Source organism: Roseibium sp. RKSG952, assembly GCF_009711355.1.
In genome coordinates this window covers 38,741-63,907 of record NZ_SMMF01000929.1, presented here as the reverse complement: position 1 = coordinate 63,907, position 25,167 = coordinate 38,741, and the positions used below count along the sequence as shown (strand labels likewise).

The 25,167-nt window shown below is 58.2% G+C and carries 23 protein-coding genes; 12 read left to right on the top strand and 11 right to left on the bottom strand.

Going from position 1 to position 25,167, the window contains the following annotated elements; all coding sequences use genetic code 11:
• Positions 1-12 precede the first annotated feature (12 nt).
• Both tcuB and tcuA read right to left on the bottom strand, forming a co-directional pair.
• Entirely contained in the window at positions 13-1,080 is a 1,068-nt protein-coding gene (gene tcuB / locus E1297_RS24145) for a tricarballylate utilization 4Fe-4S protein TcuB (protein ID WP_155143057.1), read from the bottom strand.
• Positions 1,070-2,455, bottom strand: a complete 1,386-nt coding sequence (gene tcuA, locus E1297_RS24140) for an FAD-dependent tricarballylate dehydrogenase TcuA (protein ID WP_155143056.1) — start codon at positions 2,453-2,455, stop codon at positions 1,070-1,072. Before tcuA ends, tcuB begins: the two co-directional genes overlap by 11 nt.
• Before the next feature lie 418 nt (positions 2,456-2,873).
• Between tcuA and E1297_RS24135 the strand changes: the two genes are divergently transcribed.
• Positions 2,874-3,548 carry a GntR family transcriptional regulator gene (locus E1297_RS24135; protein ID WP_155143055.1) on the top strand — a complete coding sequence of 225 codons (675 nt, stop codon included), beginning with the start codon at positions 2,874-2,876 and terminating at the stop codon, positions 3,546-3,548.
• A 58-nt stretch (positions 3,549-3,606) separates the two neighbouring features.
• On the opposite strand, the gene E1297_RS24130 is transcribed toward E1297_RS24135, so the two are convergent.
• Genes E1297_RS24130 through E1297_RS24100 form a run of 7 tightly spaced genes read right to left on the bottom strand, consistent with a single transcriptional unit; the run spans position 3,607 to position 9,530 of the window.
• Positions 3,607-4,482, bottom strand: coding sequence for a dioxygenase (locus E1297_RS24130; protein WP_155143054.1), 876 nt, complete (start codon positions 4,480-4,482; stop codon positions 3,607-3,609).
• Between the two features lie 10 nt (positions 4,483-4,492).
• A complete protein-coding gene (locus E1297_RS24125) occupies positions 4,493-5,800 on the bottom strand; it encodes a TRAP transporter large permease (RefSeq protein WP_368669663.1) in 1,308 nt (435 codons plus the stop codon).
• Positions 5,797-6,357: a TRAP transporter small permease subunit gene (locus E1297_RS24120; RefSeq protein WP_155143053.1), complete on the bottom strand. Its 561-nt coding sequence runs from the start codon at positions 6,355-6,357 to the stop codon at positions 5,797-5,799. The genes E1297_RS24125 and E1297_RS24120 overlap by 4 nt, the downstream gene beginning before the upstream one ends.
• A gap of 32 nt (positions 6,358-6,389) precedes the next feature.
• On the bottom strand, positions 6,390-7,475 hold the full coding sequence (locus E1297_RS24115; protein ID WP_155143052.1) for a C4-dicarboxylate TRAP transporter substrate-binding protein: 1,086 nt from the start codon (positions 7,473-7,475) through the stop codon (positions 6,390-6,392).
• Positions 7,476-7,506: 31 nt separating this feature from the next.
• Entirely contained in the window at positions 7,507-7,965 is a 459-nt protein-coding gene (locus E1297_RS24110) for an OsmC family protein (RefSeq protein WP_155143051.1), read from the bottom strand.
• A gap of 6 nt (positions 7,966-7,971) precedes the next feature.
• Positions 7,972-8,652 carry a malonic semialdehyde reductase gene (locus E1297_RS24105; RefSeq protein ID WP_155143050.1) on the bottom strand — a complete coding sequence of 227 codons (681 nt, stop codon included), beginning with the start codon at positions 8,650-8,652 and terminating at the stop codon, positions 7,972-7,974.
• Positions 8,649-9,530 carry a fumarylacetoacetate hydrolase family protein gene (locus tag E1297_RS24100; RefSeq protein ID WP_155143049.1) on the bottom strand — a complete coding sequence of 294 codons (882 nt, stop codon included), beginning with the start codon at positions 9,528-9,530 and terminating at the stop codon, positions 8,649-8,651. Before E1297_RS24100 ends, E1297_RS24105 begins: the two co-directional genes overlap by 4 nt.
• Before the next feature lie 102 nt (positions 9,531-9,632).
• On the opposite strand from E1297_RS24100, the gene E1297_RS24095 reads away from it, so the two are divergent.
• The 11 genes from E1297_RS24095 (at position 9,633) to E1297_RS24045 (ending at position 22,491) form a co-directional block, all read left to right on the top strand.
• Complete coding sequence (locus E1297_RS24095; RefSeq protein WP_155143048.1) at positions 9,633-10,019, top strand: YciI family protein; 387 nt, start codon at positions 9,633-9,635, stop codon at positions 10,017-10,019.
• 89 nt (positions 10,020-10,108) lie between these two features.
• Positions 10,109-11,167, top strand: a complete 1,059-nt coding sequence (locus tag E1297_RS24090) for an MBL fold metallo-hydrolase (RefSeq protein ID WP_196223398.1) — start codon at positions 10,109-10,111, stop codon at positions 11,165-11,167.
• A gap of 125 nt (positions 11,168-11,292) precedes the next feature.
• Positions 11,293-12,183 carry a BadF/BadG/BcrA/BcrD ATPase family protein gene (locus E1297_RS24085; protein ID WP_155143046.1) on the top strand — a complete coding sequence of 297 codons (891 nt, stop codon included), beginning with the start codon at positions 11,293-11,295 and terminating at the stop codon, positions 12,181-12,183.
• A 77-nt stretch (positions 12,184-12,260) separates the two neighbouring features.
• Positions 12,261-13,283, top strand: a complete 1,023-nt coding sequence (locus tag E1297_RS24080; protein WP_209015964.1) for an SIS domain-containing protein — start codon at positions 12,261-12,263, stop codon at positions 13,281-13,283.
• On the top strand, positions 13,280-14,425 hold the full coding sequence (gene nagA, locus E1297_RS24075) for an N-acetylglucosamine-6-phosphate deacetylase (RefSeq protein WP_155143045.1): 1,146 nt from the start codon (positions 13,280-13,282) through the stop codon (positions 14,423-14,425). The genes E1297_RS24080 and nagA overlap by 4 nt, the downstream gene beginning before the upstream one ends.
• A 250-nt stretch (positions 14,426-14,675) precedes the next feature.
• The gene (locus E1297_RS24070; protein ID WP_155143065.1) at positions 14,676-16,082 is read left to right on the top strand and encodes a YfcC family protein; all 1,407 of its coding nucleotides are present in this window, start codon (positions 14,676-14,678) and stop codon (positions 16,080-16,082) included.
• Positions 16,083-16,183: 101 nt separating this feature from the next.
• Positions 16,184-17,581: an amino acid permease gene (locus E1297_RS24065; RefSeq protein ID WP_155143044.1), complete on the top strand. Its 1,398-nt coding sequence runs from the start codon at positions 16,184-16,186 to the stop codon at positions 17,579-17,581.
• 14 nt (positions 17,582-17,595) lie between these two features.
• A complete protein-coding gene (arcA, locus tag E1297_RS24060) occupies positions 17,596-18,828 on the top strand; it encodes an arginine deiminase (protein ID WP_155143043.1) in 1,233 nt (410 codons plus the stop codon).
• A 67-nt stretch (positions 18,829-18,895) separates the two neighbouring features.
• Complete coding sequence (locus tag E1297_RS24055) at positions 18,896-19,897, top strand: ornithine carbamoyltransferase (protein ID WP_155143042.1); 1,002 nt, start codon at positions 18,896-18,898, stop codon at positions 19,895-19,897.
• Positions 19,898-19,900: 3 nt separating this feature from the next.
• Positions 19,901-20,833, top strand: a complete 933-nt coding sequence (gene arcC / locus E1297_RS24050) for a carbamate kinase (protein WP_155143041.1) — start codon at positions 19,901-19,903, stop codon at positions 20,831-20,833.
• A gap of 251 nt (positions 20,834-21,084) precedes the next feature.
• Complete coding sequence (locus tag E1297_RS24045) at positions 21,085-22,491, top strand: c-type cytochrome (RefSeq protein ID WP_155143040.1); 1,407 nt, start codon at positions 21,085-21,087, stop codon at positions 22,489-22,491.
• A 53-nt stretch (positions 22,492-22,544) separates the two neighbouring features.
• Here the strand turns inward: E1297_RS24045 and E1297_RS24040 are convergent, their stop codons facing one another.
• Together E1297_RS24040 and E1297_RS24035 are read right to left on the bottom strand one after the other, a co-directional pair.
• Positions 22,545-24,038 (bottom strand): aldehyde dehydrogenase family protein, encoded by a 1,494-nt coding sequence (locus tag E1297_RS24040; protein WP_155143039.1) that lies wholly within the window; start codon positions 24,036-24,038, stop codon positions 22,545-22,547.
• Between the two features lie 2 nt (positions 24,039-24,040).
• Entirely contained in the window at positions 24,041-25,147 is a 1,107-nt protein-coding gene (locus E1297_RS24035; protein WP_155143038.1) for a mandelate racemase/muconate lactonizing enzyme family protein, read from the bottom strand.
• Between the last annotated feature and the right edge of the window lie 20 nt (positions 25,148-25,167).

The window sequence follows — 25,167 nt, the reverse complement described above, 5'->3', positions numbered from 1 at the left end:
CTCAGTCAGAACTCAACTGGCGCCCTTCCTCTGGGCGTCCCGAACAAGGGCCGCGAGCCGGTAGAAACCATGGGCCATCTTCGTGTAGGGCGTGAGCAGGAAGAACGCCAGAACCGACCCCAGATGCACGGCCAACAACAAGGGCAACGCCACGGTTCCTCCCAGAAGATAGAGAGCCAAGCCGGTCAGGGCAACAAACAGCAACAGCAGCACAAATCCCATTTCCCCGCCCCAGACTTCAGCAGCGCCCAATCCCTTGTCCGCCTTCAATTTCAAGCGGATCAGCTCAGCCCCACCCGCGAGGATGAGCAATCCGCCGGGCACGCCCAAAAGCTTCGGCACGGACCAAAACGGATATGGCCCCGGGCTGTCGAGAAAATAATACAGGATTGTTCCCGAGCAGGTTGAGGCAAAGCAGAGCAAAAACCCGTACATGACGGCCTGGTGCGCAAAGCGCCGGGCGTTACTGTACCGGTCTTCATCCTCGAAATTGCAGCCGTCGCCATGTCCGCCGGACAGGTTTTTAAGCCTGGCCGCCGACCCGAACGCATCGGCGAGGTTCGATAGCGTCACACGGCTGCCGCCGGTTTCGTGCCAGTACCGCCTCAGGCTGATCCACAGGCTGACGATCGGATAGAGAAACGCCGGCAGGAAAATCGTGACCATGGCCGAATGGGACAGGACCGCATAAAATCCTTGCCCGCCAGACGGGCGGAATGTTGAGATCACAAGGAACAGGATTGCAAACCCGGCAATGGTGGCCAAGGCGATGAGCACACCGCTTTTCTGGAACAGCGACGCAATGTTTCCAGGCCAGGCAAACGCCTCCCAGCTGTCCTGCCGCACCTCCGCAAGCGCCTTTGGAATATTGACGTCGAATTCGTGCGGCGCCGTATACTGGCAGGCATAGTAGCAACCGCGGCAATTGTGGCAGAGGTTGGCGAGCTGTGTCAGCGTGCCGTCGGAAAAGGCGCGCTCCTGCTGCAGGGCGGGGAACACCGCGCAGTAGCCTTCGCAATACCGGCAGGCATTGCAAATCTGGGCCTGGCGGCGCGCTTCCTCCAAGAGATCAGTTTGCATGTTTCGCTGCTTCCCTTCCCGCGATGCGTCCGAAAACCATACCAATCACCATGCCGATACCGGCGAGATAACCCTGACCGAGAATTGATCCGGCCATGGTCTCGCCCGCAGCCCACAGGTTCTGGATCTTGCCCTCTGCCGTGCTGCATTGGGCGTTTTCGTCGACCTTGAGGCCCAGATACGTAAAGGTGACGCCGGTGCGCAGGCTGTAGCAGTAATACGGCGGGTCGGTGATCGGGCGGGCCCAATTGGTCTTGGGCGGTGTCAATCCGGATGTTGCAACATGGTCCAGCTCGGTCGGATGAAATCCGGACGTGTCGCCGCACGCGGAATTGAAGGCTTCGACCGTCGCGCGCAGCTTGTCCGGCGGCAATCCCATTCGGGTTGCGAGGTCTTCCAGCGTGTCCGCCTGTGTTGGCGGAAAAACCGAAGGCATGAACAATTTGAGGGACTTGGCATCGATAATGACATAGGCGACCTGATCCGGCTGGTTTGCCACCAAGCGCCCCCAGATAGCGTATCGCTTCGGCCAGACGTCCTCACCCTCATCGTAGAAACGTTCCGCATTCTTGTTGACGACGATCGAAAACGGAACACAGTCCAGTCTGGTTACTATCCCGCCATCGAATTTCGGCGCCCGTCCGTCGATTGCGACCGCGTGACACTGCGTCGGGTCACCCACCGTCTCCACGCCCTGATCCAGTAGATCAGCCAGAACCACGCCACGATTGAAAGGTGTCCCGCGGATCAGAAAGTTCTGGGCAGCCGGACCCCACGCCCGGGTAAGCCAATCGGTGTCTGCCTGAAATCCGCCGGATGCAACAATGACCGACTTGGGCTCAATCCGATGATCCGCGCCCTCATATTTGTAATCGATATGCGCGACCTTGCTGCCCGTTACTTCCAGATGAACAACCTGCGCCTCGTATTTGACATCGACACCGAGCTTTTCCGCAGTACGGTAGTAGGCGTTGACCAGCGCCTTGCCCCCTCCGAGATAAAACGCATTGGTGCGGGTCAGGGACAGGGTCCCGGACAGGGGTGGCTGAAAATGAACGCCATGCTGTTCCATCCAGGGAACACAATCCTCTGACGAACGGATGAGTAATCGCGCTAGGGTTTCATCGGTCTTTCCTGCGGTCACTTTCATGAGATCCGCAAAATACTCATCTTCTGAATAATCGCCGATCAGCGGCCCAAGAGAACCCAGATGCATGATCCGGACATCTCTTGTGTGGCGGGAGTTTCCACCGCGATAGACCTTCGGCGCGGATTCCAGAATAACGACCCGCGCTCCCTGCTCCGCGGCAGTCATGGCAGCGCATAGCGCTGCATTGCCCCCACCAATGACAGCCACGTCATACTGTATAGCCATGGTCGCGCCTCCCTCAGGTAAAACCAATAGCAACTGGAAAACCGGAATGACTATTGTAGATATTACCGATGAGTGGTCGACTTCAAAAAAACCGCGAAAATTATTTCAAGGCGGCATGAGTTTCATAAACTCATAAAATGAAGCGAATTATCAAGATTCTAAAAAGCGGGCGCCGTTACATGATTTTTATGTATCATGTTAATTTATAACGCATTTAACTCTGGGTAATACAGACAAGAAAGGCTTGTGACGCATATCGCCGGACCCTTATGAACTTTTTGTCAGATTGCCCCAGAGCTAAGAATGAACACAGATACAGCGCCCCCGGGCTTGCATTGTGACCAAATAGGGTTTGAATTTATCTGACACAGCCATAGTTATATCTGGAAATGAACCGCGAAAATCGATATTATAAGCCATGAACATTCTGACGCAAATCGATCCGTCCCCGGAGTCCTCCGCGACCCAACGGGCTTATTTCGACATCCGGCGGATGATCGTCACGGGAAAACTCGCGCCCGGGGAAAAACTCAAAATTGAAAAGCTCCGGCAGCTTCTCGACGTTGGAAGCTCCCCGATCAGGGAAGCCTTGACACTGCTGGTCTCCGACTATCTGGTCGAGCGGTTTGACCAGCGCGGCTTCCGTGCAGCCGGGACCAGCCCGGAAAATTTCGCCGAAATTCTGAAGCTCAGATGTACCTTGGAAGAAATGGCACTTCGCGAAAGCATCCAGAACGCGGATGCTGACTGGGAAGATCAACTTGTCATCAGCCATCACCGGCTTATGCGGGAACCCCGCTCAAACACCCAACGTTTTGAAGAGCTGCACAAGGCCTTTCACATGAACCTTTTGGCTGCTTGCCAATCGCCTGTTCTTTTGAAGTTCTGCAATCAGCTCTATGACCTGAATATCCGGTACCGGTATCTGGCGGACAAGGCCCTGAATTACTCCTCGCGGGATATCGGCAAGGAGCATACCGACATCCTGAATGCGGCGGTCGACCGGGATACGGATACAGCCTGCAAGCTGCTTCTCGCTCATTACCGGAACACCGGGGCTTTCTTGCAAAAGTTTTTCGAAGAAGAAATGTAAACTGTCCGATTGCGATGACATTGAAGGCGGGGCTGGCCCCGCCTTGATCTTTTGAGGTTCAAGTGTCTTCGCGCACAAGAACCAGATCAAAGTCTGCCAGAAGATAGGGACCATCGACCTTGCCGGAAAGCTCGAAGCCATCTGGCGGAAAAGACCCGGCAGGTTGTTCGACATAGGTCATCACCAGGTCTTCCCGGACACCGAAGACGGTATCCTGATCCAGATAGGGATCATCATCGGGAAAGATCTCGGTCACCAACGTCCGGTAACCCGGCGCCGTGACGATGTAGTGCAAGTGCGACGGACGCCAGGGGTGCCGCCCGCTCGCCCGCAGGATATCACCGACGGGGCCGTCACTCGGCACCGTATAGCTGACCGGCTTGACTGTGGTGAAGGCGTAGCGCCCGTCCTTGCCGGTCGTCTGGATACCGTGAAACGAATAGGTCTCCTGCTCTGGATCCTGACTGGAGTAGAGCCCGTTCGGCGCGGTCTGCCAGATATCCAGTTCCGCGCCCTCGATTGGATTGCCCTCCTGATCGCGGATTGTGCCGCAGGCCAGAAGCACCTGGTCGCCAAAGCTCTTCTTGAGATCCCCGCCAACGGCCAAGGGGGGCGCGCCGGTGATATGGAACGGACCAAGCACGCTTGACGAAGTCCCTTGTGGTTTCGAGTGCAGCATGTCGACCAGCGACGACAATCCGAGCACGTCGGACAAAAGCACAAACTCGTGCCGCTCCTTGTCGGAAATGTCACCGGCGGCCTCCAGAAACTCGATCCCCTTGCGCCACTCTGCATGGGTCAGGTTGGTTTCGCGTGCAAAGGCATGAAGGTGGGTGACAAGGCTCTTCAGAAGCTCCTTAAGACGCGGGTCGGTATCCGTGCCGAAATAGTTCATGAACACGTCCGTGATATTGTCTTTGGTGACGTTACGCATGGAAACTCTCTTAATTCAGAATGGCGAGGCTAAGGGACGGCCACCGGATCAGCGCGATCAGGACGATGAGCATCACCAGCGCGAAGGGGAACGCGCCAACAAACACATCCTTCAGCGAAATCCGCGGGTCGTTCAGCGTTGCCTTGATGACAAAACACGAGATCCCGAGTGGTGGCGTCAACAGGCCGATTTCGGCGCCAACGACAGTGATGATGCCGAACCAGACCAGAGACAGGCCCATCGGCTCGACCAGGGGCAGAAACAGCGGCACGACGATCAGGATGATCGAAGCGGTATCGAGGATCGTGCCCAGAAAGATCATCATCAGCACATAAATCACCATGATCCAGAAGAAGGTCATCTGGGTTTCGGTGAGCAGATCACCCAATTCGTTCGGCAGACCAGCAAGGCCCAGCATGCGGCTGTAGATCGAGGCTGCCGTGATCAGGAACAGGATCGAGGCGGTGATATGCCCGGTTTCGAGCAGGGCCTGCCAGAGCGACTGCCAGTTCAGCTTGCCCCGATAGCCCGCAATCAGCAACGCCAGCAGAGATCCGGCGGCCCCAGCCTCGACCGGTGTCAGCCACCCGGTATAGATTCCGCCCAGAACTGCCACAATCAGAAGCAGGGTGGGCAGTGTCTTGTCGGCGATTTCGCGCAAGGACATCCATTCCGTCTCTTCGGCTTTTCGCCCTCCGACAAAGCCGGGGGTCAACCGCCCCATCAGGAAGATGGCTGCCACATAGGCGATGGCAAGCATGATGCCCGGCACGACACCGGCCAGAAACATGTCGCCAACGCTCTGTTCCGCCACAAAGGAATAGATGATCAGCATGGCCGAAGGCGGAATGATCATCCCCAGAACGGAAGACCCGGCCACAACCCCGACGGCAAAGCGCGGATTGTAGTTGAAGGCCAGCATCTGCGGCACGGAGACTTTCGAGAAGACGGAAGCCGATGCGATCGACGAGCCGGTGACCGCGGCAAAGACCGCATTCGCACCGACCGTCGCCATGCCGATGCCGCCCTTCACTTTCCGGAAGCCGGAATTCATGACCGTGTAGATATCCGCCCCGAGACCGGCCTTTGAGACGACCAACCCCATGAAGGTGAACAGTGGCACGGTGGCGAAGGTGTATTCCATCACACTGTCGCCGATCGCAATCTTAAGGAGATTGATCGCCAGGTCGAAGTTGTCGCGCATCAGGATGATCGAGACAAACGACACAAGTCCGAGTGCGATCGGAATGTAAACACCGAGATAGACAAGGACGACAATCGCAACGACAGACAGGATACCAATTTCAATCGGAGTCACGCGGTATCCCCTGTCTCTTCATCAAGCCGCACGGGTTCCACTTTCTGTTCGGGCATGAAGACCTTCAGGAGGAACAGGAGGCTGCACAGGCTGGAGCCTGCAAAGATGGCAAGTTTGATCGGCCACCAAGGGGCAGTGAAGACACCTGGAACGCCGAAGAAGTCCTTGGTTTCATACATTTCGACAAACTCGGGCCAGATCGCGTATGCGACGAGGGCCATAAACACGGCTGAGACGAAATTGATTGTCCGGTTCAGGCCTTGAGCAGCGTGCGGGCGCGAGCTTCCCAGGATCGTGAGAAACCCGTCCGACCGGGTCAACCTGTTCATCCGCACCACATCGGGCAACTGCAGGAAGACAATCAGCACCATGGAGAACTGGACAACCTCGTAGGCTCCGCGGAACGGTGCGTTGAAAAGACCGCGCGCCACCACGTCGTAATTCACGACCAGAACCAGTCCGAGAACGATGAGGGTGCCAATTGCGTTGGCGGCAATCGCAACCCAATTGGCCATAGTCGATATGGCGCGAACGCCAGAGATGATTGGACGCAGCATTCCGGCGCTCCCGCTTGTTTTATGCGCCGCGATTACTGCGTCAGTTCCGCCGACCAGTCGCGAACCGGTTCATGCCCCCCGTCCTGAAGCTTGGCGGTATAGGCCTTGAGCATTTCGCTGCCCGGCTCGCCCTTGGCATCCAGACCGGCGGCCCATTCGGCAGCGATATTCGGCATATTGGCCGCCCACTCGGCGCGCTGCTGCGGGTCCATCTCGACAATGGTGCCGCCGGCTTCCTCATAGACTGCGAGGCTTTCCGCCGCGCGATCCATGGCAATTCCGGCCACATGGTCGCGGTAGGCAACGGCAACCTCTTGCAAGGCAGTTTTCACTTCGTCCGGCAGGCTGTCCCAATAATCCTTGTTGACCGTGATCGTTTTGGAATTCACGGCGCCCAGGTCGGCCTTCAGCATGTATGGGGCGACTTCGGCGATCTTGAAGGTCTTTGCCGCCTCCGGCCACAACAGGGCATTATCGACGAGCCCGGTCTGGAGCATGTTGTAAAAGTCGGTCAGGCCGCCGCGCACCCCGGCCGCGCCCTCAATGCCTTCGATATAGCGAAGGTTCATGCCCGCACCGGCAACCTTGCTGCCTTCAAGGTCGGCAGCGGAGCTGATCGGATCCTTGGAAAACACCTGATAGGTGTCGAGCACCACACCGGTTGCTAGATAGACCTGGTTCTGCTTTTCAAACTCCTTCTGCATGGTCGGATATTCCTTGGCAATCTCGTCGACTGCCTTGGCGACTGTGCGTGAATCCGGTGCAATGAAAGGGGTTACCGCAGCTATTGCCTGGCTGGGAAGCTTGGAAGAATGAAAGATTGTGGTGACAATCCCGATGTCGCCAAGCCCGAGCTTGACGCCTTCGAGAACGCCTTTGGGCTTGACGATCGACCCGCCATAGCTTTCCTGCCAGTCCATCTTGTAGTTGCCGGTCTCGGCCAGCCGCTTGTCAACTTCCGGAATGAAGAAGTTGGTAAACTCCTGCACCCAGAGGGCGCGGGCGGGATAGCCGTCGATCACCACGGCCCTGATGGTTTCAGTCGCAAACGCAGGAAGCGCCGTTGCACTCAACATCGCCAGCGCCAAGGCGCTGCGTTTAGTCATTTTTCCAATCATTGTATTCTCCTCCCAAAGAATGCGGATCTGTTCAGGCTTTTTGCCAGACCGTCTCCAATTCCATGCCCGCTTGCTGAAACAGTTTCGACAAGGGGCAGCATTTCGCCGTCTCGGCTGCAACTTTTTGCAGCTCCTCCCCGCTGACCGCACCGCTGCTGTTTACGACCTGCTGCAGGACGGCAAATCGAACGTCGGTCTTCTCCTCAAGAGTGACGCTCCGGCGATCAAGCTCGCAGGTTATTTCAATGGTCAGTTCGCCGATATCGGCACCCAGCTTGGTGGCGCATTTATGACCGATGACATTTGTGCATCCGGCAAGCGCTGCCAATGAGGTTTGCGTCATCACCTGACCCGGTTTGGCCGCGCCCCGCAACAACGGCGCGTCAATTGCAAACCCCAAGTCCGGAATTGAACTGTCGGCACGGGAATGGCTGGCCCCACGCCCTCTGGCCCGAAGCTTGACGATTTTTTTCTCTTTCAAGCCTGTCATTCTGCCTCACAGGAACTTGCAGGCCTTGTCAAAAGGCAAGCGCGGAAGTTTCTGGAACAATGCCGTTTCGTCAGCATAGCCGAAATTACACAGGAAGTTCGACTTCAGCGTCGTGCCCGCAAAGAACTCTTCGTCGACGATCTGATTGGAGAACCCGGACATCGCACCGACATCAAGACCCAGCGCCCGGGCGGCAATCATGAAATAGGCCCCCTGCAGCGTCCCGTTGCGAAAGGCCGTTGTCCCGCAGTGTTCGGGCTTGCCTTCGAAATGCGGCCGCCGGTCCTCATGCGGGAACAGATATGGAAGTTCTTTCCAGAACTCGAGATCATGCGCGATGATGACGGTCGACGGCGCCGACATCATCTTGTCGACGTTCTTTTCCTTCAACGCCTTGGCAAGACGCTGTTTGGCCTCGGCTGTTTCGATGAAAAAAAACCGCGCAGGGCAGGTGTTCATGCTGGTCGGTCCGGCCGCCGTTATCTCGTAAAGCGCTTCCAGAAGCTCCTTCGGCACCGGCCGGTCCTGCCACGCATAATGTGACCGCGCATCCCTGAGGATCAGATCGATCCCATTGTCATCAAGCCGGGATATCCGGCCCCTGAGATCGCGGACAGCTTGTTGCGCCTGTTGTTTCAGCGCCGCCAACTCGGCTCCTGCCGGAGCCTTTGAGGCCAGACCGGTCATTGAGCGGCTTCCCTTGTGAGCATCTCTTCTTCGGCAATGACCGGACTTGCGCAGATCCCGATGCCTTCGATTTCGACCTCGACCGTTTCGCCGGGACGCAACCAGCGCTGCGGTTTTTTCGCATGACCGACGCCCGGAGGCGTGCCCATGGCGATCAGATCACCGGGCTCCAGCGTCGTGAATTCGGAAACAGTCGCAATCGTGCGGGCGACACTCCACAGCATGTCGGAGGTTGTTGCACTTTGCAGGATCTCTTGCCCCACCCGGCTTTCGATCTTAAGGCCTTCCGCCCCCTCCGGCAGCTCGTCCGGGGTGACGACGACCGGCCCAAGCGGACCGGTTGCATCGAAGTTCTTGCCCGGTGTCCATTGGTGGGTCTTGCGCTGGTATTCGCGCACGGATCCGTCATTGAAGATGGTGTAGCCGAAAATGTGCGAGAGGGCATCGGCTTCGGTAATATGCTTGCCGCCCTTGCCGATGATCACCATCAGCTCGGCTTCGTAGTCAAGCTGCTCGGAGCAGGACGGACGCACCATCGGTGCACCGGCCGGGATCATGCTGGTGAGTGAGCGCATGAACAGGGCCGGATAGGAGGGCACATCATACCCGCCTTCCTTGATGTGATCGACATAGTTCAAGCCGAGACAGATGATCTTGCCAGGCGCGGCCACCGGCAGTTCCGGAACAATAGCGCCGACACCGGCGGCGGCCACCTCATCCTTGCGGGTTTCAAGCGCGGCCGCATCGGCCTTGCCATCTATCAAGCCCATCAAATCAGTCCCAACCGCCGGGTCGAGAGCTGTCAGGTTCCAGGCCTTGTCTCCCTCGATCAGATGGACACCCAATCCGGCCGGCCCCGTTCCCACAATGAATCGCATGCTTACCTCGGCGTTTCGTCATTTTTATCGAGTTTGACGACTATGATTCATCTTGTCAAATAATATCGATATTTTTAAACTCGCAAAATCGGGGAGGAAACAATGCCCAAATGGACGGAATACAAACAGGTCGCCAGAGCACGTGGCGCGTTGGCCCTTGAACTCTATGTCGCGAACTCGGTGCCCAACGGGCCCGACGCCGACATCAAGGGAAATCTGGAGGCGCATCTGGCCTACCAGGCAAAACTTGAAAGAGACGGCAAGCTTGCCTTTGCAGGTCCTTTGTCTGATCTCACGGGAGAAGACATGCAGGGCGAAGGGCTGATTATTTATCGGGCCGCCTCTCTCGAAGAAGCGAAAGCCCTCGCTGAAGCCGATCCGATGCACCAATCCGGCGCACGCACTTTCACACTGCGCAGATGGCTCGTGAACGAAGGCAGCTTCAGCCTGTCAATCGGATTGTCGCAAAAATCAATCGCACTCACCTGACGCAACCGGGCAGCATTTGTACGGAACAGAGGAGCCATTGCGACCGGACAACTAGTGATCTCAATAACCAGAGAGAGGGGAGGAATCCAATGTCACGACTTACAGTGAGCGCTTTGGCCTTTTGCGCGGGCTTGTTTGCGATAACCGGCGCAAGTGCGGAAGAATGCTTGAAGGTGACCTTGACCGGCACGCAGGGCGGGCCGCCGGTGTTTCAGGGGCAAGCAGGCGCGGGCACGCTCGTTCAATACGGCAGTGCGGAAAACCAGTGCAAGGATGTCCAACTTCAGTTCGACACCGGGCGGGGCACAACCCAGCGTCTGTCGCAAGCGGGCGTTCCAGTCGGACAACTGGACGCAATCTTCATCACCCACCTTCATTCCGACCATACCGAAGGTCTGGGGGACATGATGCAATTGCGCTGGCACTTCAACTCCCGAGGACCAAAGGTCGATCTCGTATGCAGCGAGGAAACCCGATCACCCCTCGGGTTTGCCTTGAGCTGCGAGCGTTTTGCCGCCCATATCGGCGACGCACTGATCAAGTCCGGCGAAATGGCGCAAAGGCTGGCGGAAAACAACAAACGTCTCCCCGGCGGCCCCGCCGATCTGATCGAAGTCAGGGATTTCAAGCCCTCCGATGACATCGCCGAAGTCTGGTCAAAGGGAGACGTCCGCGTCAGTGCAATCCGCTCCACCCACATACCTGGCCATGCTTCTTACCGGGTGGACACGCCCGCAGGGAGTGTGGTGATCGGAGGTGACGCCGGAAACGATGTCCGCACCCCTCCCCGGGCTACATCAACCTCCGATCAGGTTGAAACACTGTCCCAAGGCGCGGATATCCTCGTTCATTCAACCATCCACCCGGTCATGGGCCCCGATGGCGGCACCGGCTTTCCGCCGCCGATCTATTTCCGGCAAAGCAATGCCTCTGACCTGGGGAGCCTTGCCACACGCGCCGGTGTCAAAAAATTGATGCTCACCCATCTGATCCCGCCAGTCGGCGCCGCGCGCCAAGGCCCCTACAAATTGCCGGATGGCGCACTTTCGGAAAATGATTATCTGGATGCCGTTTCAGCTAGCGGATTTGAGGGCGAAACCGTCGTCGGTTCGGATCTGGCGTCCCTCACACTTTCCCGGACCGAATAGCGCCGATCCCGGCAATTTGGCGCTTCAGGTTTGCGGACCTGAGGCGCCGGATCCGGATGAAAGGTCAAGCTGACTGAAAGTGTTTTGTCTTTTCAAATGAACGGCGGAATTCTAAAAATGCCAGTATGGAACAAGCACGCTCCGATTTGGTAATTGGCATTGACGGCGGCGGCACAAGCTGCCGGTTTGCGCTGCTGGCCCCCCACGGCAGGTTCGAGACCACTCTGGGGGGCGCAAATGTGCATACGGATCAGAAGCGTGCGCTGCACACGCTCACGCATGGATTGGAGATCCTTTCTGAAAAGTCGGGACTGTCTGCGGATGCCCTTCGCGGCAGCCGGGCCTATGCGGGACTTGCCGGCATCCTCAATCACAAACAGGCAGAGGAGATCGGGAAACACTTGCCCCTTGATCACTTGCATGTGGAGGATGACCGGTGCTGCGCGGTCGCGGGCGCACTCGGCAGCGCAGACGGCTTCGTTGCCGGCCTTGGAACCGGTTCGTTCCTTGCGCGACAATCCAATGGCTTTATCCGCCTTATTGGCGGATATGGGGCCGATATTGGAGACGAGGCATCGGGCTGCTGGCTTGGAAAGATGCTTTTGGCAAAAGTTCTTCATTGCCGGGATGGTCTTGCGGATCCAAGTGATCTGACCAGGAAAACCTGGGCGGATTTCGATGAAGACCTTGCACGCCTGCTGACTTTTGCCAAAACGGCGAAACCATCCGAGTTTGGACAATTTGCACCTGATATTCTGGGGGCGGCGGAACAAGGCGACGCCAATGCCTGCGCCCTCCTGCAAAGCGGCGCTGACTATATCGTACGGTGCCTTGAGGCTCTTGGATGGTCGGCCGGAGCTCGGGTTTGTTTCATCGGCGGCCTTGGTCCGGCCTATCAATCCTATCTTCCAACGGCCATCTCTTCATGTATTGTACCTGCGGGAGGGACGGCACTTGACGGCGCGCTGATGCTCGCCCAGATGGGATCGAGATGCCAAGACAGGCAACTGTCATAGCGTTCAATTCGGCACCATTTGATTGTGACCAACGTACATCGCTCAAAGAAGGAACCCTGGCCAGGATCGGACGCGAAATGCAGACAAGAATGCGCTCCGAAATACAGGAAATTCCAGACGCCGTTGATCGCTTGCTGACCGAGGGCAGCGACCGGATCGAAACGGCGGCTGCAGCCATACGCGCTCTTGACCCGCGTTTGATCGTCACGGTTGCCCGGGGCTCCTCTGACCATGCCTGTACCTATTTGAAGTATGCGGCGGAGCTGTTGCTGGGTATTCCGGTTGCTTCAATCGGTCCTTCCATTGCCTCGATCTACAAGGCACCGCTTCGTCTGGACCGGGCGGTTTGTATTGCCGTTTCCCAGTCGGGCAAAAGCCCGGACATCCTGGACATGACACATGCATGCGCACGCGACGGCGCCCTGACCGTGGCCCTGACCAACAATGCAGACGCGCCTCTGGCCCATGCAGCGCACCACCCCCTGTCCATCCATGCAGGCCCCGAGCTGAGCGTTGCGGCCACAAAAACATTCGTGACCTCGGCTGCAGCCGGCCTGTTGTTACTGGCCCGTATAGGCCAAGATGCCCCCCTTGAGGCCGCCCTTCGCGCGCTCCCGGGACAACTGGCGCAGGCTGTCCAGCTCGATTGGCCCGAAGTCAGATCCGCCATCGGTCCTCATGAATCGCTGTATACCCTAGGGCGTGGCGTCACACTGGCCGTCTCCGACGAAGCCGCGCTGAAGTTCAAGGAAACGAGCCAGCTTCATGCCGAAAGCTACTCCTCGGCAGAAGTTCTGCATGGACCCGTGTCCATCGTCGCGAGCGGCTTTCCGGTCCTCGGCTTTGCCGCCGGAGATGCCGCAGAGCATGCACTCGCAGAGACGGCCGACCTTCTGACCGAAAACGGTGCGCAGGTGTTCGCCACCTCGACTGAGGTCAAAAAAGCGCGCGCGGTCGACCATGTCCGATCCTACCATGCGCTGCTTGACCCGCTCCTGCTGATTGCTTCCTTCTATTCCATGATAGAAGCCTTTGCCGTGTCCCACGGGATCGACCCCGACCACCCCAGATTCTTAAAAAAAGTCACCCAGACACGATGACCGCTTCCCTCAAAGCCTATCACGGCGCCCGGATTTTCGACGGCACCAGCTTTCACGACAACGCGGCACTTTTGGTCAACGACAACCGGATCCAAGGCATCCATACGGTAGATGACTTTCCAAACAGCGCCGAAACCGTCGATCTTCAGCACGGTATCCTGGCGCCCGGATTTGTCGATCTTCAGGTGAATGGCGGTGGCGGTGTCATGTTCAATGATGCCCCCACGATCGAAACGCTGGAAGTCATGGCGCGCGCGCACCGGACACTCGGGGCAACAACCATCCTGCCAACCCTGATCACCGATGCGCCTGACAAGACACTTGCTGCGATTGACGCGGTTGAAACGGCTTGCACCCAAAAGCTATCCGGGATTGCCGGATTGCATCTGGAAGGCCCACATCTCGCCAAAGAGCGCAAGGGAGCCCATTCCGCAGACCTGATCAGACCAATGACGGACACGGATCTTGAGATCCTGTGCGCGGCAGCAGACCGTTTGCCAGTCCTCAAGGTCACTTTGGCACCGGAAAGCGTCACTCACCAACAAATACAGGCCTTGGCTGAAAAACGCATTCTCGTGTCGCTCGGCCACACCAATGCGACCTATGAGGATTGCGACGCCGCGTCGTCTGCTGGCGCCCGTTGCGTGACGCATTTGTTCAACGCGCAAAGCCAGCTCGGCAGCCGCGAACCCGGCGTTGTCGGAGCGGCTTTGGCACTCGGCTCCCTGTCCGCCGGTCTTATCGCTGACGGCATCCATGTTCATCCGGCGGCAATGCGGCTGGCGCTCTCTGCAAAGCAGGGACCCGGAAAGATCTTTCTTGTCAGTGATTCAATGGCAACCGCCGGATCCGTCATTGATCATTTCACATTGAACGGGCGAAAGATCTTCCGCAGCGGCGACCGCCTGACCCTTCAGGACGGAACTCTGGCTGGCGCGCATTTGAGCCTTTCGACAGCCATATCCAACATGGTCGAACTCTGCGGAACCTCCCAGGAAAAAGCACTTGCCATGGCGACATCGATCCCGGCCCGGCTGATGGGTCTTGACGGAGAAATCGGCTCACTTGCGCCTGGAGCCCGCGCCGGCCTCGTCCACCTTTCAGACTGTTTTGAAGTCATAACGGTTTGTCAAAGCATGTGAATTGGTAATTTTTACTCTCGGCTTGATGTAAGGCAAACGTCAGCTTTCTCTCGTCACACCAAGACTAACGCATGGCTAGAGCATCGTAACCCTGCGAAACTCTATTAAATAAAAATTGCAGAACAAAAGAAAACTACTGAGACCGAAAAATAATACGAAAAAGTCCTAAGTTGCAATTCCTATTGGACAAACGGCTAATAGCGCGATCAAGGCTACTTCCTGCTCGCCCCGCAACTTTCATTTGCCCGATATGTCCAAGTTTCAGTTTCCGACTGCCTTCACTATCCTGTTTGCGCTCATTATCGTGGTTGCAGCCGCAACCTGGGTGGTTCCCGCTGGTCAATATGACCGCGTGCAAAACGCAGAACTCGGCAAGGAAGTGCCGGTTCCCGGCACCTACCAGACCGTCGAGCAAAACCCGCAAGGGATCGTGGACATCTTCATGGCCCCGATCGGCGGCCTCTACGACCCCAACAGCTATGTCGCAAATGCCATAGATGTGGCCGTGTTTGTGCTGGTCATCGGCGGTTTCCTCATGGTTGTCACCCATACCGGGGCAATTGATGCCGGTATTGGCAGCGTCATGAAACGCATGAAGGGCCGGGAACGCTGGATGATCCCGATCCTGATGGCATTTTTCGCATCCGGCGGCACGATTTACGGAATGGCCGAGGAATCGCTTGCCTTTTACGCCCTGATCATCCCGGTGATGTTGCGCGCGGGCTATGATGCCGTCACAGGCGTTGCGATCATCATGCTGGGGGCAGGCATCGGGACACTCGGCTCCACCATCAACCCCTTCGCCACGGTGATTGCCGCCAACGCGGCAGGCATTCCCTTTACTGACGGCATCTGGGCCCGTTTCATCATACTGTTTCTCGGCTGGCTCGCCTGCGTCCTCTGGGTCATGCGCTACGCGGAACGGGTCAAGGCCGATCCTTCAAAGTCGCTCGTCTTCGACATGAAGGAAAAGAACGAGGCACATTTCCTCAAGGTCCGTGCGAAAGGCGGCGACGTGCCGTCCGAGTTCACCAACACGCACAAGATCGTGCTTGCCATTTTTGTCGCGAGTTTCGTGTTTCTGGTCTACGGCGTTGCAGCTCTGGGCTGGTGGATGGCTGAAATGTCAGCCCTCTTTCTGGCAGCTGCCATTGTCGTCGGGATCGTCGCCCGCATGGGTGAGCACGAATTCGTCGAGACTTTTATCGAGGGGGCCAAGGACCTCCTTGCGGTTGCGCTGATCATCGGCGTTGCCCGGGGCATTGTTGTCATCATGGACGCCGGCAAGATCACGGACACGATCCTGCACTGGTCCGAAGAAGCCGTATCGGGCCTGAGCGCGATTGTTTTCATCAACGCGATGTTCTGGCTTGAGGTTGTTCTCTCCTTCTTCGTTCCATCATCATCCGGTCTGGCCGTTCTCAGCATGCCGATCATGGCTCCATTGGCCGATTTCTCGGGCGTGGCCCGCGAGACGGTCGTCACCGCCTACCAATCGGCCAACGGTCTCGTGAACCTGATCAACCCGACCTTTGCCGTTGTCATGGGCGGGCTGGCCATTGGCCGGGTGTCCTACGACCGCTGGCTTCGTTTCATATGGCCACTGCTTCTGGCGCTGGCCGTCCTGATTACAATTGTCTTGAGCCTGAGCGCCTGAGACACCGCGCATAAAAGCACTAAAATAAAAAATGGCGGCCGCTTGCCCCGTACAAGCCGTCTGGGTCACGTCCTGTGCCGCCAACCAGGGACAGAAACGCGATGGAAAGCGCCTCTGACAGCACGGAGGCCACCGTGCCGAATGGTGCGGCTGGCGGCGCTGGCTCTCAACCACGCACGGCAGCGCTCGGACTTTTGGCGTGTACGGCCCTTGTGGTCGGCAACATGATCGGGTCCGGGGTTTTCCTTTTGCCGGCTTCGCTCGCAAAGTTTGGGGCAATCTCGATCGCAGGCTGGGTCCTGACGTCCATCGGCGCCATTGTTCTGGCGCTCGTGTTCGGACGCCTCGCTCGGGTTATCGCCAAGCCCGGCGGTCCCTATGCCTTTGCACGCGAGGGCTTTGGTGATTTCGCCGGCTTCCTGATTGCCTGGGGATACTGGATTGCCATCTGGGCCGGCAATGCAGCGATTGCCGTTGCGTTTGCCGGATACATGACATTCCTCCTGCCTTCGGTATCGGACCAAAACCTGTTCGGTCTGATCGCCGCGCTTGCCGCCCTCTGGTTCGTGACACTGGTCAACATCCGCGGAATTAGCGAGGCGGCCTTCGTGCAGGTGGTCACGACCGTTTTGAAGATCCTGCCGCTTCTGGCTTTAGCCGTCTTTGGCTGGTTCTGGCTTCAGGCCGACCACTTCGTCCCGGTCAATCCGTCGGGCCAGTCCGATGGATCGGCCATAGCGGCGACGGCCGCCCTGACACTTTGGGCCTATCTCGGCCTGGAATCGGCAACGGTTCCGGCCGGTGACGTGCGCCGGCCCGAAGTCACAATTCCACGGGCGACCATCCTTGGCGTGCTGTTCGCCGCCGTGGTTTATATCGCGGTGACGGTCGTCTCGATCGGTGTTCTGCCGCGTGAGGTTCTGTCGGCTTCATCCGCCCCTCTTGCGGATGTCGCGCGGCATATGTGGGGAGAGCTGGGCGGTATGCTGGTGGCGCTCGGGGCGATTGTCTCCACCTTCGGAACGCTGAACGGGTTCACGCTGCTTTCAGGGCAGGTTCCCTATGGCGCCGCACTGGACCGGGTATTCCCGAAATTTTTCGCAGAAACAAGCCGTTCGGGCGCTCCGGTCAACGCATTGATCGTCTCCAGCGTCCTGGCAAGCATTCTTGTCCTGATGAATTTCTCGAAGGGACTTGTGGAGGCCTTCACCTTCATCATTCTGCTGGCCACCATGACCAGTCTTGTGCCCTACGCCTTCTGTTCACTCGCAGAGATCATGATCCGCATCAAGCGCGGCGAAACGCTTAGGAGCCGCGCACTTGCCGGAATGACCGGACTGGGCGGCCTCGGCTTCATCTACTCGCTTCTTGCCATTTACGGATCAGGTCAAGACGTCGTTTTCTACGGGTTTCTGCTGCTGCTTGCCGGGATCCCCGTCTTCGTCCTGATCCGGTACCGGCAGGCACGAACCAAACTTACAGAAAGCCCCAACAGCTGAACAGGGAGAGCACTATGGCCACCTTGGGCGTTCATTCGGAAATCGGCAAACTGCGAAAGGTGATGGTGGCACGGCCCTCGGTCGCCCACGAGCGCCTGACGCCTGGAAACTGTCACGACTTGCTGTTCGATGATGTTCTTTGGGTGCATCAGGCCCGTGTCGATCACGACGATTTCCGGCTGAAGATGAAAGCACACGACATCGAGGTCTTTGACCTTCAGGACCTGCTGTCCGAAATGCTGGATAAGGTTCCCGAAGGCCGGACCTTTGTGCTTGACCGCAGGATCACGGACAACATGGTCGGTCCCGGCTTTGCCCGCATGATGCGGCCATGGCTGGACGAATTGAAAGGAACCCAGCTGGCCCGTTTGCTGATGGGCGGGATCACGATCCATGACCTTCCGCAGGAGATGGTGACCCCCTTGATGAAAGCGGCGATCGAGCCGACCGAGTTCCTTTTGTCCCCGATACCGAACTCCCTGTTCCAGCGGGATCCTTCCTGCTGGATCTACGGAGGCGTGACGGTCAATCCCATGTTCTGGCCCGCACGCAAGCCCGAGACCCTCTATCAGCGCGCGGTCTACAAATTCCATCCGATGTTCACCTCCGAAGACTTCGACATCTGGTGGGGCGACAGCGACGAGGATTTCGCGCGGGCCAGCATGGAAGGCGGCGACGTCATGCCCATCGGCAAGGGGGTCGTTCTGATCGGCATGGGAGAGCGCACCACACGTCAGGCCGTGCAACAGGTTGCCGAACGTCTCTTCGCCAAGAACGCCGCTGAACGCGTCATTGCCTGCGCCATGCCCAAAAGCCGGGCGGCCATGCATCTGGACACGGTGTTTTCGTGTCTCGACTATGACAAGGTCACAGCCTTCCGCGAAGTCGCCGACGAAATCACCTGCTACAGCCTCCGCCCAGAAGACGGTGACGGCAAGGTCGATGTGCGCAAGGAAGACCAGCACCTGTTCGACGTTTATAAAGACGCACTCGGTCTGCGCGACCTTCTGGTCATCGGCACCGGTGGAAACGACTTCGAGGCCGAACGCGAGCAATGGGATGACGGCAACAATGTCGTCGCGCTCGAGCCCGGCGTCGTCGTCGGCTATGACCGCAACACCCACACAAACACGCTTCTTCGCAAGGCCGGCATCGAGGTGATTACCATTCCGGGCAGCGAACTCGGACGCGGGCGCGGCGGCGGTCATTGCATGACCTGCCCGATCCTGCGCGACCCGGCCTACTGATCCCCCAGCACAGCGCCCGAAACGGGCGCGCGATTTTCCATGCGTTCAAGACAACAGGAGACGTCCCATGGCTTTCAATCTTCGGGGCCGCAGCTATCTGAAAATCAACGATTTCAGCCAGCGTGAAATGCTCTATTTGCTCGACCTTGCGCGGGATCTCAAGCGGGCGAAATACGCAAGGTCCGAACAAAAGGCGCTGCAGGACAAGAATATCTGTCTGATCTTCGAAAAAACCTCCACCCGAACGCGGTGCGCTTTCGAAGTCGCGGCCCACGACCAGGGGGCCCATATCACCTATCTCGATCCGTCGGGATCGCAAATCGGCCACAAGGAATCCATGAAGGACACCGCCCGGGTGCTGGGCCGGATGTTCGACGCGATCGAGTTTCGCGGCGCCGGTCAGGGCATGGTGGAACAGCTCTCAGAGTATGCCGGCGTGCCGGTCTATAACGGTCTCACCGACGACTGGCACCCGACACAAATGCTGGCCGACATGCTCACCATGATCGAGCATTCGGACAAGCCGCGCAGCCAGATTGCCTATGCCTTTTGTGGAGATGCCCGTAACAACATGGGCAATTCGCTTCTGATGCTCGGCGCGATCATGGGCATGGACGTGCGCATGGTGGCCCCGAAAGACAACCAGAACCATGACGATGTGATCGAACTGGCCAAGGCGCGGGCTGCGGAAACCGGCGCCCGGATCACGATTACAGACAGCATCGACGAAGGGGTCAAGGGTGTCGACTTCGTGCATACCGATGTCTGGGTCTCCATGGGCGAACCGGCGGACGTTTGGGAAAGCCGGATCAAGCTGCTGACGCCGTATCAGGTCAACATGGCGCTGATGAAAACGTCGGGAAATCCGAATGTCAAATTCATGCATTGCCTGCCTGCCTTCCACAACACGGAGACCAAGGTCGGCAAGGACATTTTCGACAAGTTCGGCATTACGGAAATGGAAGTCACCGACGAGGTGTTTGAAAGCCCGATGAACATCGCTTTCGAACAGGCTGAAAACCGGATGCACACCATCAAGGCGATCCTCGTCGCAACCTTGGGAGCATGACCCATGAGAGTTGTTGTCGCGCTCGGCGGCAATGCTCTTCTCCGCCGCGGAGAAGAGATGACCGCCGGCAACCAGAGAGCCAATGCCCGCATCGCCGCTGAAGCTCTCGCTCCGATCGCCAACCAGCATGAACTGGTGATCACTCATGGAAACGGACCTCAGGTCGGACTGCTGGCGCTTCAGGAGGCAGCCTACGAAGCTGTGGAAGACTATCCGCTTGATATTCTGGGGGCCGAAACCGAGGGCATGATCGGTTACATGATCGAGCAGGAACTCGGCAATCTGCTCCCTTTCGAAAAGCCGCTCGCCACGATCCTGACCATGGTCGAGGTCGACGGCAACGATCCGGCCTTCCAGGATCCAACGAAGTTCATCGGTCCGGTCTATTCCCGGGACGTTGCCGAACGGAACGCTGCAGAAAAGAGCTGGGCGATCAAGCCGGACGGCGATAAATGGCGCCGTGTCGTCCCCTCCCCCTTGCCGAAGCGGATTTTCGAACTGCGCCCGATCAACTGGATGCTCGAAAAGGGTGCGGTTGTGATCGCAGCCGGAGGTGGCGGCATCCCGACCATGTATGATGACAACCGGCAGCTGACCGGTGTTGAATGCGTGATCGACAAGGACCGCTGTTCCGGCCTGCTTGCCAAGGAACTCGAAGCGGATGCTTTTGTGGCCGCAACGGATGCGGATGCGGTCTATCTGGACTGGAGACAGCCCAAACAACGGGCGATCAGATCCGCAACGCCGGATGACCTGGATGCGTTCGATTTTCCGGCCGGATCCATGGGACCAAAGGTCGAAGCCGCGCAAGTTTTCGCCCGCGCGACCGGAAAGAAGGCAGTCATCTGTGCCCTGGCCGACATACCAGCAGCCCTCGCCGGAGAAAAAGGCACGACGATCTGGACCATGAGCGAAGGACTGGACGTCCACCCTTGATCGACGCAACCCGGCCGGGGTTTTCTCCTGCCCCGGCGCAGGGGCTCAAGCCGTCATGTCGGTGGCAGGTGCCGACTCGATCAAGTGTCAAAATTTAAAGACACTTAAACTGTCAATTGGACTTCACATTCCCGTCTTCTTGTGAAAAGCTGGAAATGTCCTGGCGGCTGGCGTGAACGCTCGAGTTCTCGTAACGTTACGTAACAGCCGCATGCCTTGGGTGCTTGGCGCCTTCTGGGGGGAGAGGGATCATGGGAATTATCCGGAACGGCCTCATGACGATTGGGGCGCTCGCGGTGATCGGCGGCGTGGTTGGCGGCGGGCTTGCCGTCACCGGACTGGTCAATATCAAGGCCAGCGACCCGCATGGCATCGGCGTCTACAATCTGCTGCATTTTGTCTTCAAGCGATATGTGGCTGCCCACTCGGTGGACTGGACGCCACCGTCGGATTTGTCCGATGACAATAGGGTCGCCTTGGGTGCGCAGCATTTTTCAATGGTCTGCACCAATTGTCACGGTGCGCCGAATACCGGCCAGAACGCGACCGCCCTGTCCATCAGGCCCCGCCCGCAATATCTCCCGGTGGTCGTCGATGAATTCACCGACTCGGAACTCTTCGTGATCCTGAAATACGGTGTCAAATTCAGCGCCATGCCCTCATGGCCGACACAGCAACGCGATGACGATGTCTGGACAATGGTGTCTTTCGTCCGGGGTCTGGATGAATTGAGCGGTGACGCCTACGCAAAAATGACGAGCGGTCCACAACCACCCGCCAGCGCCAACTGGCCAAAGCCGTCCTATATCCCCGGCACGGTTGAAACGATACCGTCCGACACGGAACGCAACAGCTATCCCGACGCCGACTACAGCTACAAGGCACCGGCTATGGGGCTTTACGACGATCGCCTTTACAGCGACCCGATCGTGGTCTGTGCCAAATGCCACGGCTATGACGGAACAGGCGCTCCAACCTATGGCGAAGCCCCCAATCTCAACATCCAGGAGCCCCGGTATCTGGAGGCCGCGCTCAAGGCCTATGCAAGCGGCGAGCGCAAGAGCGGGTTCATGCAACAGGTCGCAAGCGAGCTGGCACCAAGCCAGATGACGGTTCTGGCCGACTATTTCGCCAACCTGCCCACCACCTACCTAATGTCCGCTTCGCAAACACTCGATTCCAACCAGCAAGCTGCCTATGACCGCGGTGAAGAGATTGCCCAAAAAGGGATCGCTGCCACCAACACACCGGCTTGCATTTCCTGCCATGTCGGCGAGCGTTACAGCGAACCGGCACCGATCCTCGCCGGGCAGAATGCGCCTTATCTGGTGCGGCAGCTGACACAGTTCCGCAATGGCGGGCGCGGCAATGACAGCAGCTGGAACCCGATGATGGCGGAATCCCATAGTCTGACCGACGCGGAAATTCAGGGGCTGGCCGTTTACTATTCACATCAGGTGCAAGCACAGCCTGCAACCACACCAGTATCGGAGCCTGAGCCTGCCGCATTGGTTCAGCAGCCCGCGCAAGAACCGCAACCTGCCCCTGAAGAAACGCAGCAGCCTTCGGCAGACCAATCACAACAGCCCGATACCGGCACACAAACCGGGACTCAAGCTCCCACCGCCGATCAGGAAGCCCCTGCGGCAGCTCAATAACGGATCAATGCAAATCCGAAAGGTGGCGCCGATTGGTGCCACCTTTCCTTTTCCTAGGCGATCCGGGCTGCGATGCTCTTGGTTTTGCAGTAGGACTTCAGGCCTTCAATGCCCTTTTCCCGTCCGAAGCCTGACTTCTTGTTGCCGCCGAACGGCACTTCGATCCCGCCTGCGAAATACTCGTTGATGTAGATCTGACCGGCATCGATCCGGCGCGCCAATTGATGCGCCTTGCCGAAATCCTGAGTGTAGATGCCGGCAACAAGCCCGTATTGGCAATCGTTTGCCAATGCCAGGGCGTGCTCCGCGTCATCTGCGATCTGGACTGTGAGAACCGGACCGAAGATTTCTTCGCGCACGGCTTCATCCTTGGGCGACGCATTGTCGATGATGGTCGGTTGATAGAACCAGCCCTTGCCGGTTTCGGGATCCGTCGTGACCGATCCGCCGGTCGCGATCGTCGCCCCACCTGCCCGCGCGCGCTCGACAAATCCGGCGACCTTGTCCAGATGGGCTGCAGAATTAACGGGCCCCAGATCCGGCCGGGTCAAGCCGTGCCCGATGCGCAGGCTTTCCGCCCGCTTGACAAGCTCTTCAACAAACCCGGCATGCATGCCGCGTTCAATCACCAATCGTGAACCGGCCGAGCAGATCTGCCCTGCGTTTTCATAGATCGCTCCCATGACCCCTGCGAGCGCTTCGTCGCGGTTGGCATCATTGAGGACGATGACCGGCGACTTGCCGCCCAGTTCAAGAACCACTCGTGTGATGTCTTCAGCAGCCGCCTTCATGACCGTCCGCCCGGTCTGCACCGAGCCGGTGAAGGTGATGTGATCAACATCCGGATGAAGCGTCAAAGGGGCACCCGTTTCCGCCCCAAGCCCGGTGATCACATTGCACACCCCGTCCGGCAAACCGGCGTCCGACAGGATCTTCGCCAGCATCAGCGCCGTGAACGGTGTCTGTTCAGCGGGTTTGGCAACCACCGTGCATCCCGCAGCAAGTGCCGGCGCGAACCCGCGCGCTGCCGTCGAGATCGGGAAATTCCAGGGGATGATATGCGCAGTCACGCCGACCGGTTCGTGGATCGAGTAACCGATATAGTCCCCGGCAAGGGGAAAACTGTCGCCCTGAAGTTTGTCGCAGGCGCCTGCATAATACTCGAAAGTGCGCGCAGCCCCGCCCACATCGCCAAGCGCTTCCTGCAAGGGCTTGCCGCTGTCGAGGCTTTCGGCAATGGCGAGCCGGTGAAGATTGGCACGGATCAGCTCCGCTGCCTTCATCAAAGTCCGGCCACGCTCTGCCGGGGCTGTGTCACGCCAGACCGTTTCGAAAGCCCGTTTGGAGCTTTCAACAGCCTGATTGACATCCTCGGCCGACCCGGCTGCAAAACTTGCAAAGGCCTCGCCGCGTCCGGGGTCATAGCTTTCAAGGGTCTTGTTGTGAGTGGACGGCGTAAAAGCACCATCGACAAAGTGGCCGTTTGGCAAGCCGTCAAGCGTGCCCGCCTTCAGAACGCCGGCGGCCAGTACGTCAACATTCGTCATGATTATTCTCCCAGGCTGCTGATCTTGTAAGTGGACCGTGCCAGCCAATCCGGATTGATTTCGATGCCCCAGCCCGGCGCGTCGGTGACCGTTGCATGACCATCGACAATGTCGAAGGGCGACTTGACGAACAGGTCATACTGCCACGGGTAGTAATCTTCCTGTTCGATCGAGAATTCCAGATACTTGCCCGGGTTCGGAATGGCCCGCAGCAAATGCATCGTGAACAAGGTGACCAATGACAGGTTCGCCGCATGGGGCGTGCAGGGAATGCCCGCCTCATGAGCCATCTGCGCGACTTTCATGGTCCGGACCATCCCGCCGAGGTAACAGACATCCGGCTGGATGATGTCGACCACACGGCCATCGATCATGCGCTTCCAGTCGACGAGGGAGCAGTCCTGCTCGCCGCCGGTCACATCAATATCAAGAGCATCGGTCACTTGCTTGGTCTGATCGTAATGCCAGTAGGGGCAAGGCTCCTCATAGTGTGAAATACCGTTGTCCTCAAGGAACTTGCCGACCTCGATGGCCTTTGCCGGGGAGTAGCAGGAATTGGCATCGACCAGAAGCTGGGTCTCGTCGCCAAATGCCTTGCGCATGGCCGGCACAATTTCCTCCGTCCGGCCCGGCCACTCGTCCTGATCCCGGCCGCACTCGGCGCCGATCCGGAACTTGAAGGCGGTGAAGCCGAAATCATCCTGCTGCTTTTTCAACCGTGCCGCTTCGTCGCCCGGGGTGATATCCCGCTTCATGGATGACCCGTAAGCGCGGACCTTGCCCGGTGTTCCGCCGAGCAATTCACAGACCGGCTTGCCTTCCAGCTTGCCCCTCAGATCAAACAGGGCCGTGTCCAGTCCACCGAGAGCGCGGCGGAGATAGGAGCCCGGAAACTTGTGCTCACGGTCCGGGATAATGTCCATCAGGTGGGCGATATCGAAAGCGTCCTGCCCCAGCGCATAAGGCGCAACCTGCCGGTGAACGACTTCTGCGGTGATATCGGCAAAATAGGGTGCAACCTGCCCCCACCCTTGTGCGCCCGTTTCGCTTGTGACGCGGACGAAACAGACAAACTCATCTGTGAATGTTTCGATGGATTTGATTTTCATGGTCTGGCTCTGTGTTGTGA